The 11,918-nt window shown below is 72.3% G+C and carries 10 protein-coding genes and 1 pseudogene; 8 read left to right on the top strand and 3 right to left on the bottom strand.

Going from position 1 to position 11,918, the window contains the following annotated elements; genetic code table 11:
• Positions 1 to 8 precede the first annotated feature (8 nt).
• From OHA72_RS22905 to OHA72_RS64800, 5 genes are all read left to right on the top strand, one after another.
• Complete coding sequence (locus OHA72_RS22905) at positions 9 to 1,457, top strand: aldehyde dehydrogenase family protein (RefSeq protein WP_327009824.1); 1,449 nt, start codon at positions 9 to 11, stop codon at positions 1,455 to 1,457.
• Positions 1,458 to 1,477: 20 nt separating this feature from the next.
• Positions 1,478 to 1,621 (top strand): hypothetical protein, encoded by a 144-nt coding sequence (locus OHA72_RS22900; protein WP_327009823.1) that lies wholly within the window; start codon positions 1,478 to 1,480, stop codon positions 1,619 to 1,621.
• Between the two features lie 998 nt (positions 1,622 to 2,619).
• Complete coding sequence (locus OHA72_RS22895; protein WP_327009822.1) at positions 2,620 to 3,054, top strand: hypothetical protein; 435 nt, start codon at positions 2,620 to 2,622, stop codon at positions 3,052 to 3,054.
• A gap of 20 nt (positions 3,055 to 3,074) precedes the next feature.
• On the top strand, positions 3,075 to 3,320 hold the full coding sequence (locus OHA72_RS22890; protein WP_327009821.1) for an integrase: 246 nt from the start codon (positions 3,075 to 3,077) through the stop codon (positions 3,318 to 3,320).
• A 92-nt stretch (positions 3,321 to 3,412) separates the two neighbouring features.
• A complete protein-coding gene (locus OHA72_RS64800; protein WP_442788668.1) occupies positions 3,413 to 4,048 on the top strand; it encodes a large conductance mechanosensitive channel protein MscL in 636 nt (211 codons plus the stop codon).
• Between the two features lie 337 nt (positions 4,049 to 4,385).
• Here the strand turns inward: OHA72_RS64800 and OHA72_RS64795 are convergent.
• A pseudogene (locus OHA72_RS64795) lies at positions 4,386 to 4,877 on the bottom strand (APC family permease); the annotation flags it as partial.
• 167 nt (positions 4,878 to 5,044) lie between these two features.
• Here OHA72_RS64795 and OHA72_RS22875 point away from each other — a divergent pair.
• Both OHA72_RS22875 and OHA72_RS22870 read left to right on the top strand, forming a co-directional pair.
• The gene (locus OHA72_RS22875) at positions 5,045 to 6,280 is read left to right on the top strand and encodes an AfsR/SARP family transcriptional regulator (RefSeq protein ID WP_327009819.1); all 1,236 of its coding nucleotides are present in this window, start codon (positions 5,045 to 5,047) and stop codon (positions 6,278 to 6,280) included.
• Positions 6,277 to 8,121 (top strand): tetratricopeptide repeat protein, encoded by a 1,845-nt coding sequence (locus OHA72_RS22870; RefSeq protein WP_327009818.1) that lies wholly within the window; start codon positions 6,277 to 6,279, stop codon positions 8,119 to 8,121. Before OHA72_RS22875 ends, OHA72_RS22870 begins: the two co-directional genes overlap by 4 nt.
• A gap of 855 nt (positions 8,122 to 8,976) precedes the next feature.
• On the opposite strand, the gene OHA72_RS22865 is transcribed toward OHA72_RS22870, so the two are convergent.
• Entirely contained in the window at positions 8,977 to 10,410 is a 1,434-nt protein-coding gene (locus tag OHA72_RS22865) for a phenylacetate--CoA ligase family protein (protein WP_327009817.1), read from the bottom strand.
• A 307-nt stretch (positions 10,411 to 10,717) separates the two neighbouring features.
• Between OHA72_RS22865 and OHA72_RS22860 the strand changes: the two genes are divergently transcribed.
• Positions 10,718 to 11,119: a cupin domain-containing protein gene (locus OHA72_RS22860; RefSeq protein ID WP_327009816.1), complete on the top strand. Its 402-nt coding sequence runs from the start codon at positions 10,718 to 10,720 to the stop codon at positions 11,117 to 11,119.
• A gap of 57 nt (positions 11,120 to 11,176) precedes the next feature.
• Here OHA72_RS22860 and OHA72_RS22855 read toward each other — a convergent pair whose 3' ends face one another.
• Positions 11,177 to 11,740, bottom strand: a complete 564-nt coding sequence (locus OHA72_RS22855; RefSeq protein ID WP_327009815.1) for a DUF488 domain-containing protein — start codon at positions 11,738 to 11,740, stop codon at positions 11,177 to 11,179.
• Positions 11,741 to 11,918: the final 178 nt, after the last annotated feature.

Raw genomic sequence — 11,918 nt, 5'->3', positions numbered from 1 at the left:
CTCGGCTGATGGAACGCGGACTGTACGTGGACGGGCAATGGCGGGCCGCCGCCGGTGGCGCGTCGGCCGACGTGGTGAACCCGGCGACGGAGGCGGTGATCGGCAGCGCCGCCGACGGTACCGCCGCCGACGCGACCGACGCGGTTGCCGCGGCGCATCGGGCGTTCCACGACGGGCGTTGGTCCGGACTCACCCCGGCCGAGCGCGCCGCCGCCCTGCGCCGCCTGCACCGCACCCTGTCCGACCGGGTGGAGGACCACGTCGCCCTGTCGATCGCGGAGTCGGGTGCGCCGCGCGGGCAGTCGGCGGCGTTCGTCGCGTCCGGGCTGGCGCACCTGGAATACGCGATCGGCGCCGCGACCGCCGACCACGACCGGATGCTCCCTTCGCCGCCCCGCGCCGCCGGCGCGCCACCGAGGGTGAGTGCGAGCCTGGTCCGGCGGGTCCCGGCCGGGGTCGTCGTGGCCGTCACACCGTTCAACGCGCCGCTGCTGCTGACCCTGCCGAAGGTCGCGGCGGCCCTCGCGATGGGCAACACCGTCGTGGTGAAACCGTCGCCGTACACGCCCCTGGAGATCCTCGCCCTCGCCGAGGCCGCCGACGAGGCGGGCATCCCGCCCGGGGTCCTGAACGTCGTCACCGGCGGCGCCGACGTCGGTGCGGCACTCGTCGGCGACCCCAGGGTCGGCCTGGTCACGTTCACGGGATCCGACACCGTCGGGGCGAAGGTGATGGCGCAGGCGGCGGGGAACATCACCCGCGTCGTGCTGGAACTCGGCGGCAAGTCGGCCCTTGTCGTGCGCGCCGACGCCGACCTCGCCCTGGCCAGCCGGATCGGCGCCGTGAACACGACGACCCTCGCGGGGCAGGGCTGTGCGCTGCTGACCCGCCACCTGGTGCACCGCGACGTGTTCGCTGACTACGTGGCGGCGCTCACGGACCGTCTCGCCGCCGCCGTGCCCGGCGACCCGGCCGACGCGCGCACGACCCTGGGCCCGCTCATCTCGGCGGCCCACCGGGACCGGGTGGCTTCCCTGGTGCGGGACGCGCGACGCCGAGGCGCGAAGGCAGCCGTCGACGGCGGCCCCGCCACGGTCGACGGCAAAGGGTTCTTCCACGAACCGGTCGTTCTGACCGGTCTCGGCAACGACGACCCGGTCGCCCGGCACGAGATCTTCGGCCCGGTCGCCGTGGTCATCCCGTTCGGCTCTGACGACGAGGCGGTCACCCTCGCCAACGACTCTCCGTACGGCCTCGCCGGCGCGGTCGTGTCCGCCGACCGCGTCGCGGCCGTCGCGGTCGCCGAACGGCTCCGCGCGGGGCGGATCAGCGTCAACGACGGTGCCGCCGCCGACGTCCGGCTGCCGTTCGGCGGGTTCGGCCGTTCCGGCATCGGCCGCGAGTTCGGCCCCGAAGGGGTCCTGGAGTACACCGAGGTCCAGACGTTGCAGTGGTGAGGGTCGTCTATCCTGCACCGATGACGTCGGTGCAGCGGTTCTTCAAGGCGGTCCTGCCCGCGAAGTGGGCTGCCGATATGGAGGCCGACACCCTCAAGTGGAGCATGCCCTGCGACACGTGCGGGCACGCCGAGTCGCTGTGGAACCGCGGCGGCATCCGCTGAAAAACGGCAGCAGGTCGTGGACCCTGGCGTCCTGCTCCGGGTGCGGGCGCAACACCCGTCACAGCGTCGTCCAGCTTTGAGGAAGGTTCCCGGCCCACTGACCGATCAGGTCGGTGATGCTGTTCGTCGCCGGTCTGATCGCGGTGTGCGCCGCAGTGCTGCTCGCGCCGCGATCCGGTATCCCGGGTCGGTCAGTTCTCCTTGGATACGGCGATGACCCCAGGTCAGGTTTCCGCCGCCAGACGCAACACCAGGTCACGGATCTGGCGGTAATGCGCCGGCCGGCCCGGTCGCGGTATGGATGGTCCAGTGCCGGGCGATCAGCTGCTGGTGCCACCGCAGCAGCGTGGCTGGCGTGACGGAGAAGACCGACCATCGGGCTCGCGGCAGCAGCCGGGACAACGCCGCCAGCACCACCCGGTCTTCAGGTTTGAACCACAGCCCGTGCCGCTCGATACCGGCGGTGGTGTCGGCCCTGTACCTGCCGACAAATACGTCCGTGCTGGTCAGAGGGCATTCTGGCAAGTGAGGACGATCGTGTCTCGTCGGGTCTCGGTGTCCTGAGGACCCTCGTCGTCGGTGACTACGCGATGATGCTGTCTCATGCTGTTGCGATTGGCGTACCTGGCTATCACCAACGCGCTCGCGTTGCTGCGGCTGCTGCCGGCCAGCGATCGGGGCAAGGACGCGGAGATCCTCGCCCTGCGGCACCAGCTCGCGGTGCTGCACCGCCAACTCGACGGGCAGCGAGTCCGGTTCGAGCCAGCTGATCGGGCGTGGCTGGCCGCGCTGCTCAACAGGCTCCCCCGGCCGGCGTTGCTCGACCTACGGCCGTTGGTGCGGCCCGACACTGTGCTGCGCTGGCATCGTGACCTGCATGCCCGCCGTCACGCGGCGGCGTCGCGGCCCCGCCGACAGGGCCGGCCACGCACCATCCGCTCGATCCGCGCGCTGGTGCTGCGCCTGGTGGCGGAGAACCCGTCGGGGGATACCGGCGGGTGCACTGGGAACTGCTCACCCTCCGGGTCAAGGTCGCCGCGTCGACAGTCTGGGAGATCCTGCGCGCGGCGGGGATCGATCCAGCCCCGGCCCGCGCGACCACCACGTGGGCGCAGTTCCTGCGTTCGCAGGCCGAGGCGTTGCTGGCCGTGGACTTCCTCGAGACGGTCACGCTCACCGGCACCAAGATGTACGTCCTGGCAGTCATCGAACATGCCAGCCGCCGCGTCCGGATCCTCGGTGTGACCGCGCACCCAAGCGCGGCGTGGGTGACGCAGATCGCCCGCAACCTCATGATGGACCTCGAAGACGTGGGATGCTCGGTGAAGTACCTGATCCGCGACCGGGACGGCAACTACCCGGCCCTGTTCGACACGATCCTCGCCGACGCCGGCATCAACGTTGTACTCACCGGCGTCCGGATGCCCGGATGAACGCGGTGATAGAACGCTGAGTGCGGACCTGCCGGCGTGAACTGCTCGACCGGACGTCAATCCTCAACCAGCGACACCTGCTGCACTCGCTACGCGAGTACGAGGTCTTCTACAACCGGCACCCGCCGCATCAGGGCATCGCCAACGCCCGGCCACTCACGCCGCTACCCGAACCGATCACCGACCCGCACCGGCTCGCCCACCTGAACATCCATCGACGTGACCGCCTCGGCGGCATCCCCCACGAGTACGATCGTGCCGCCTGACCTGCCCGGATGAGATTCTCGGCAGCTACAGGGTCCCAGCAGGCGGAGGGTGTCGGCGTAGCGGTCGCTGTCGTCGAGGCCGCTGAAGATCTTTGCCGCGGAGCTTCCGCCACCTCGGAGCTGCCAGCTGGCGGAAGCTCCGCGGGCCGGCTGCGGCCCGGCGGGCCGGGCCGGTTTATGTCAGCGGCGACTTGGTAGAGAAGGTGCAGCGACGGGCGGGTCCGCGCTTGGTGCGTGCCTGCGATGTGGCGCTGGACACCAACGATGCAGGAGCCCCTGCGGGATTTCGTCATACGTCGACACTTGGAATGCGGATGCTCAAAGGCTTCAAGAACTTCTTCATGCAAGGCGACCTGATCGTTGTCGCAGTGGGCCTGGTCGTCGCCTTAGCCTTCAGCACCTTGATCAAGTCCTTCACCGACAGCGTCATCACACCCCTGATCAACGCGATAGCGGGCGGGGGAACGGCCGGGAAGGGAATCGGTTGGACGGTGAACGGCCAGCGGATTGACCTCGGCGCGTTCATCGGCGCGCTCGTCTACTTCGTCATCTTCATGGCCGTGATCTACTTTTTGATCGTGGTGCCCTACCGGGCCTACATGCGCAAGCGCGGCAAGACCGTCTTCGGTGATCCGCCACCGACCAAGACCTGCCCGAGCTGCAAGCTCGACGACTTGGCCGTTGACGCGATCCGGTGCCCGCACTGCACCACCGACCTCGCCAAATGACCCACACCGAAGCATCGGCCACGGCCGCAATCCCGCCGGGCAGGCGCCGTCGGGAACACCAGCGCCGAACCCTGTCCGGCTGAGCGCCGCCCGGCCTCCATCGGCCCGGCTTACTGCTCGTCCGGGTCGTCGGCCAGGCGCTCGGGTTGAGCCTGGTGTCCTGGTGCAGGATGAACCGGTTCACCGCGTACGTGATCGTCCACAGCACCACGCCGATCACCAGCAGTACTCCGGCGAGCTTGTAGTTCTCGCCCGAGCGGCCGGACAGCGGGCTGGCCAGGTAGGCGCAGGCGATCGCGCCGATGACCGGGATCACCGTGGGCGCCCGGAAGTGCCGGTGCTCGACCCGGTCGCGGCGCAGCACCAGGACCGCCACGTTCACGACGGTGAACACGCACAGCAGCAGCAGGGCGGTGGTGCCGCCGAGCGCGGTGAGATCGGCGAACCAGATCAGCCCGAACGCGATGAGCGTGGTGAACAGGATCCCCGCCCACGGGGTCCGCCGCGCCCGATGCACCAGGCCCAGGAAGTGGGGCAGCACCCGCTCGTTCGCCATCCCGTACAACAGCCGGCTGGCCATGAGCATATTGATGAGCGCCGAGTTCGCGACCGCGAACATCGCGATGAATGCAAAGATGGTGATCGGGAACGCCGGCGCGCCAGCCGCCACGACTTTGAGCAGCGGGGCGTCGCCTTCGCTGAGGTCAGCCAGCGACACCAGCGCGACCGACGAGATCGACACCAGCACGTAGATCAGCCCGGTGACGCACAGCCCGGCGAGCATGACCTTCGGGAAGATGCGGACCGGATCCTTGGTCTCCTCAACCATGTTGACCGAGTCCTCGAAGCCGACCATCGCGAAGAACGCCAGCGCCGTCGCCTCAGGGGTCCGGGTTGGCGTCGGTGCGCTGCGCGCGGGCCTTGCCCCGACGGTGGTGTCGAGTTTCCGGCATGATGGCCGTAGATAGGCCTTTCTACCGCGGCAGAGGTCGGTGCGTGAGTCACTTCCAGTTCCGGATCCTCGGGCCCGTCGAGATCCGGCGCGACGGGGCGACGGTGGCGCTCGGCCCGCCGAAGCAGCGCATGCTGCTGCTGGTGCTGCTGCTGCACGCCAACCAGGTGCTGTCGCTGGACCGGATCACCGACCTGCTGTGGCAGGAAGACCCGCCGCTGTCCGCGCAGGCCAACGTCCGCACCTACTGTGTGCGGCTGCGGCGGGTCCTCGCCGATCCGGACCATGCCGGCGGGACCCGGCTCGTCACCCGCCGCCCGGGGTTCCTCGTCGAGGTCCACGACGGGGAGCTCGACCTGCACAGGTTCGACCGGGAGTTCGGTGCCGGCCGGATGTTGCAGCAGCAGGGGGCGGTCGACGCCGCGGCCGGGCGGCTCAGCGCGGCGCTCGCGCACTGGCGAGGTCCGGCGGCTGCGGGTGTACGGCGCGACGCCGCCCTTAGCGGCCTGCTCGACACCCTCGACGAGCAGCGGGGCGACGCGGTCGAGGCGCTCGCCGCGGCCCGCCTGGCACAGGGACGCCACGCCGAGGTCGTCGCCGAGCTGCGGCGGGAGGTCGTGACCCACCCGCTGCGGGAGCGGCTGTGGGAGCTGCTGATGATCGCGCAGTACCGCAGCGGCGACGCCGCCGGTGCACTGTCGACGTTTCAGCGGGCCCGGGCGGTCCTTGCCGAACGGATCGGCATCGAACCAGCCGCCGAGCTGACCCGGCTGCACGGCGCAATCCTCAACCGGGACGAGACGCTGCTGGCCGCGACGCCGACCGCGACGGGTCCGGTGCTCGTGCCACCCCGTGAGCTGCCGCTGGACAATCCGGCGTTCGTCGAGCGTACCGCCGAACTCGACGCGATGCGCACGACGCTGCAGACGCCCGGCGGGCCTGCCGTGGTGGTCGTGCACGGACCCGGCGGGATCGGCAAGTCCACGTTCGCGGTGCGGGCGGCACATCAGGTCTCGGCCCGGTTCCCGGACGGGCAGCTCTACGCGGACCTGCACGGCGCCGCCGCGATGCCGCCCGCCGAACCCGCCGCGGTGCTGGGCCGGTTCCTGCGCGCGCTCGGCGTGCCGGAGGTGCAGGTGCCGTCGGACCCGGAGGAGGCGGCCGGCCGGTTCCGGTCCCTGACGGCGGCCCGGCGGCTGCTGGTCGTGCTCGACAACGCCGCCGACGAGGCCCAGGCGCGGCCGTTGCTGCCGGCCGGCCCCGGTGCGCCGCGATCGTGACCAGCCGGCGCATGCTGGTCACCCTGGAGTCCTCGCACAGCATGGCGCTCGGTGCGCTGTCCACGCAGGGCGCGCTGGCGCTGCTCGGCCGGCTGTGCGGCGCCGAGCGGGTGGCCGCGGCCGGTGCGCGCCGTCGAGCTGGTCCGGCAGTGCGAGCACCTGCCCCTCGCGGTGCGCATCGCCGCCGCCCGGCTGGCCGGCCGCCCCGACCGGCCCTGGCGGCGCTCGCCGACGAGCTGCGCGAGGAGCGGCACCGACTCAACGGGCTGCGTGCCGGCGAGCTCGCGGTCCGCACCTGCTTCCAGGTCAGCTACCAGGGGCTCGGCGATCCGACCGCGGCGCGGCTGTTCCGGCTGCTCGCCCTGGTCCGGACCCCGACGTTCGAGCCGGCCGTCGCGGCGGCGCTGCTGGACGTGTGCACCGCCGAGGCAGAGCCGGCCCTGGACCGGCTGGCCGAGGCGCACCTGCTGAGCCGCACCGGCGGGGACCGGTTCGCCATGCACGACCTGCTGCGGTGCTTCGCCGCCGAGCTCGCCGACGCCATGGAGTCCACAGTGGACCGTCAGGCTGCGGTGACGCGTGCCCTGTCGTTCTACCTCGGCACCGTGCAGCAGGCCGTCGACGTACTGCGCCCCAACCAACGGCGGGAGGAGGTCCCGCAGCTCGTGGGCGCGCCGGCGAGGGTGGCCGTCACCACCCCGGCGGAAGCCCTGCACTGGCTGGACAGCGAGTGGCCCTGCCTGCTCGCGGTGGCCCGGCACGTCGCCGACGGCGAGCCCGAACACGCGCGGTTCGTGCTCGGACTGTCCACGGCGACCATCCAGTACCTGCCGATGCGCGGACGCTGGGACGACATCGCCACCCTCGGCACGCTGAGCCGGCGGGTCGCGGCGGCGCTCGGCGACTGGCGGGCCGAGTCCACGGCGCGGACCATGCTGGCCATCGTGTGCCGCGAACGGGGCGAGTACGCCGCAGCCCTCGACCACCTGCACGAGGTCCTCGCCGCCCGGCGGGCCGCGCAGGACGAGCGAGGGACCGCCGCCACTCTCTCGCACCTCGGCCTCACCCACGCCCGGCGGGGTGACCCGGCCGCGGCGCTGCGATGCTTCGAGGAGAGCGCGGCGCGGTACGGCTCGGCCGGGCGGCGGCCCGCGGTCGGGATCACCCGGTATGAGGCCGGGGAGGTCCTGCTCCAGCTCGGCGACTACAAGCGGGCGCTCGGATACCTGCTGGAGAGCCTACAGATCCGCCGCGCGGAACGGGACCTGGTCGGCGAGGGCATCACCCTGACCGGGCTCGGCAAGGCCTACGTGCGACTGGGCCGCCCCGCCCAGGGTGCCCGCCTGCTCACCCTGGGGCTGCGACGCTGCCAGGAGACCGGCGCCCAGGACAGCGCGTGGCAGGCGCTGCTGTGGCGGGCCGAGGCCTACCGACGGCTGGACCGGCTGGACGCGGCCGTCGCGGACCTGACCGCGGCGCTCGCCGTCTGCCGCGACGCCGGCCTGCGGGTCGGTGAGGCGTACGTGCTGCGCCTGCTGGCGTCGGTGTGGCACGACTGCGGCCAGGACCAGCGGGCCGAGGCGTGCCGGCGCCGGGCGGCGGTCGTGCTGGACCGGGCACCGCGGCCGGCCGGTCCGGTCGCGCCGGACGACGACTGGCCGCCGGTCAGGACAGGCGCACCGGCCCGCGAACCTCGGCGGGCCGCGCCGGCGCAACGGCCGGAGCCGGTGCAACGGCCGGAGCCGGTGCAACGGACGGAGCCGGTGCAACGGACGGAGCCGGTGCAACGGACGGAGCCGGTGGCCCGAGCCAGCGGGCCCGGCGGTCAGCCGGCCGGTTGACGGGGTTGCCGAGGATCTCCGCCATGCGGCGTTCCGGGCCGAGGCGCCGCAGCAGCAGGTACCCGAGGAACGCTCCCGGTCCGAAGAACACCTGTGCCGGGATGAGCGACGGCCGGTGCCCGGCGACCGCCTCGATGACCAGCGGGGACAGCGCCGGCGCCAGCGCGCCGAAGGCGGCGACGACGACGAGCGCCACCCGCAGGCCGGTCCGGCCGTACGCCTTGTACGCGGTGACGCCGAACAGCGCGTACGCCAGCAGGTCACCCATCCCGATCACCGCGCCGAGGTCGCCGACGCGCAGCCCGGCCGACGGCGCGAACGGGTAGCCCTGGATCGCCGCCGCGAGCTTCTGGGTGATGGGGATCGCGGTCGCGAAGGTCAGGTCGTAGACGGCGAGGCCGAGCGTGAACCATGCCGCGTGCCGCAGCCGCAGGCCGCCCTGCGCGGAGAGGTTGGCCGCGGAGACCGCGATCAGCAGCACGACCACGCTGTTCACGGCGGTGAACCAGAGCGGTGCCGCGCCGGCCCGCCACGCCGCCCACGCCGCGAGGTCCGCGCCCAGCAGGCCGAGGATCAGGCCCCGCCGCAGCCAGCGGTGTGTCACGACCCGTTCGTACCCGACCGACAGCCCACCGGCGAAGACCAGCCCGAGCACCGTCGGCAGGCCCCAGCCGGGCAACGCGAGGTACGCGAACGGCAGTACCACGACGAACCCCATCATCACGAACACGTCGCCGGTTCCGAAGACCCCGACGGCCGGCCTGGCCGCCCGGACCCACCGGAAGTAGGCGGCGGCGGCCAGCGGCGCGGCCAGCGCGAAGCAGAACGTGACCAGGACCAGAAACGCCGTCCGGCTCATACGGGCTCCCCCACGAGGGTCGGGACGGGCCTGGTGAAGGTCTGCTCCAGCAGGTCGCAGCGCAGCGGCCGCAGCCGCCGGGCGTCGTCCTGCCCCATCGGGACCACCACGACCTCCACGTCGATGCCGCGGCCGGCGAAACGTCCGGCGATCTCGCCGGTCGACAGGCCGCCCGTGTGGTCGTCCGGCACGGTGACCCGCACCCGCCCGCCCGTCTCCTCGGCGGCGAACCGCACCGGCCAGCGGGCCCCCGGGAGCGCGTCCATCACCTCCACCACGTCGCGGGGGGTGACCGGCCCGGATGCGGTGGTCAGCAGGTCGCGGGCCTTGCCGAGGATGTGCGACATCCCGGGGATGGCCGCCAGTTCGCACGGCGGCTCGTCGGCGGCGGGGGCGCGCACCAGGTCGCGGGTGTCGTAGCGCAGCACCGGCATGCATTCGCGGTACGGGTGGTACGGAGTGACCACGAGGGTGCCGAGCCGGCCCGGTTCGGCCGGGGCACCGGTCGCGAGGTCGATCGTCTCGGCGTACCCCATGTTCGGGTCGGGATGCAGGTGCCGGTGCGTGCAGAACCGCCCACCGACCGGCAGGACCTCGGTGGCGCCGTACGCGTCATTGATCCGCGCGCCGAACGTGGCCTCGGCCGCCGCGACGAGCGCCGCCGACAGCACCTCGCCGCCGGCGTTGACGGTGTGCAACGCGAAGTCGTCCGGGCCCAGGCCACGCCTGCGGGCGGCGGTGACGAGCGCGCCGAGGTAGCTCGGGTACGTGTTGAGCACCGTCGCGGATTCGCACAGCCGGTCCAGGGCCTCGTCCGGCGGCACCAGCCCCACGACGCTGCAGCCGGCGCCCACCAGGCCGCACAGCTCGACGTCCTCCTGGATCGCCGCGGTCGCCCGGGAGCTGATGCTGAGCTGGACGTGGTCGTCGGGGGTGAGCTCCCCGCGCAGCACGAGCGACAGCGCGATGAGCGCCGGCCAGAGCGTGATCTCCTGCCGGGACAGCCACACCTCGACCGGGGTGCCGGTGCTGCCGGTGCTGCGAGTCGACAGGTAGGGGCGACCGCACAGCAGGTCCCGCTGCCTGGACACCAGCTCGGCCCGGGTCATCACCGGCAGCCGGAGCAGCGTCTCGGGGGTGAGCCCGGCCGGGTCGACGCCCGCGGCGGCGAACCGGTCCCGGTAGTACGGTGCGCCGGCGGTGAGGTGCCGCGCAGTGCGTTGCAGCGCCCTGGTCTGCAGCTCGCGGCGCATCGTGGGGTCGGCGTAGGGTCCGTCGACCAGTTGGCCGACGTCGTCGCCGGGTGTGCCGAACTCCTCCAGCGTCGCCAGGGCGTCCCGGACCAGTCCTTGCACCACCGGGACGGAGAAGGGACGGCCGAGCACGGTGGAGAACGCCACCCGCATCTGCCGGACCGCGGTCGTGAACATCCGGCCTCCACCGGTCGACGGGCACCGGCCCGGGGCGGCACGACGCCGCCCCGGGCCGGCTTCGGGTCAGGAGGAGCTACAGGTCGCGAAGAAGACGCCGGCCATGGCGCCGATGACGTACCTGGTGTGCTTCACCGTGCAGACGAACCGGGACATCGGTCCTCCCTCATCAATTGGGAATGATCAATGAGACTAAACGCCTGCCGTACACGAAACGGATATGGCGCATACACGCCACCCGGTTCCGGCCCGTTTCGTTCCCGTGCGGGCCGGGCAGGTGGGATGTCCAGGACGAGAAGGGGGCATCATGGCCGAGTACGAGCCGTACCAGGGCGACCTGTTCGAGGATGTCCGGTCGAACGAGGACTTCCGCCACGTGCTGCACACGACCCGGCACACCCAGCTGGTGATCATGACGATCCCAGCCGGCGGGGAGATCGGCGAGGAGGTCCACGAAGGCATCGACCAGGTCCTGATCGCCGTCGACGGCCGGGGCACGTCGATCCTCGACGGCCGCAAGCAGCCGTTCACCGCCGGCGACGTCGTGGTCGTGCCGGAGGGCACCAGGCACAACTTCGTCAACGACGGCGACGGCCCACTGCGGATCGCCACCGTGTACGGCCCGCCGGACCACCGTCCGGGCACCGTGCACCACACGAAGGCCGAGGCGGACCACGACGACGGCGACGTCCCGCCACAGGACGGCTGACCCCGGTCCGAAGGCCACGTGCGGGCCGCGCAGCGTGTGGAGTTCGCCGGTGTGTGGTCACAGGCCGGGCAGCGGCTGCTGGACGTCGTAGACCGGCCAGCCGTCCGGGCCGCGGCGGACCCCCGGGGTGAGGCGGTGCGGCTGGCCGGCGCTGGCCTCCAGCAGGTGCTCGACCACCGCGCCGCGCAGCACGAGCGCGTCCGCGACGAGCATGCGGCGACAGTGCCACCACAGCGTCTCGGCGCACATCACGACCGGCAGTCCGGTCGCGGCCCGGGCGATCAGATCGTCTGCGGCGGTGCGGAACTCCGCGGTGTCCATGTGGTCGGCGTAGGCGGCGAACGCGGCGTTGCGCAGCGCGGTGTGCCGGGAGCCCGGGCGCCCCTGCCGGCGTCCGCCGAGCGTCTCGCCCTGCCAGGTGTACCGTGGCCCGGCCTGCTGCACGGCGGCGGCGAGGGCGTCCCGGCCGTACTGCGGATGCCGGCGCGATCCGGGGAACCGGCGCACATCGACCAGGGTGTCGACCCCGGCGTCGGTCAGGATCGCCAGGAACGCCTCGATCGGCCGGGCACCGTAGCCGACCGTGCAGATCCGCACCGGCCGCGCGGCAGCGTCATTCACCGCACGCACGGTACCTCGGACCGCGACGCGGAAACCGGCACCGCCCGGCGGGCCGCATGATGCCGGCGGTGCGCTTGCCGAAAACCCCATCCGCCCTGGTGAGGGCCGGTGTGGGGTGTCGGAGATATTGATCCGGTTGCTGGGCCTGGGCGTAGCTGGTGATCGATGCGGCATGATG

The sequence above is a fragment of the Dactylosporangium sp. NBC_01737 genome, assembly GCF_035963215.1.
In the GTDB taxonomy this organism is placed as follows: Bacteria; Actinomycetota; Actinomycetes; order Mycobacteriales; family Micromonosporaceae; genus Dactylosporangium.
Note: the sequence above shows the minus strand (reverse complement) of the source record. Positions and strands in the feature narration are given on the sequence as shown.

Coding starts and splice junctions, on each gene's coding strand:
- OHA72_RS22905 (WP_327009824.1), top strand. CDS start 9: ATGGAACGCGGACTGTACGTGGACGGGCAATGGCGGGCCGCCGCCGGT.
- OHA72_RS22900 (WP_327009823.1), top strand. CDS start 1,478: ATGACGTCGGTGCAGCGGTTCTTCAAGGCGGTCCTGCCCGCGAAGTGG.
- OHA72_RS22865 (WP_327009817.1), bottom strand. CDS start 10,410: ATGTTCACGACCGCGGTCCGGCAGATGCGGGTGGCGTTCTCCACCGTG.
- OHA72_RS22860 (WP_327009816.1), top strand. CDS start 10,718: ATGGCCGAGTACGAGCCGTACCAGGGCGACCTGTTCGAGGATGTCCGG.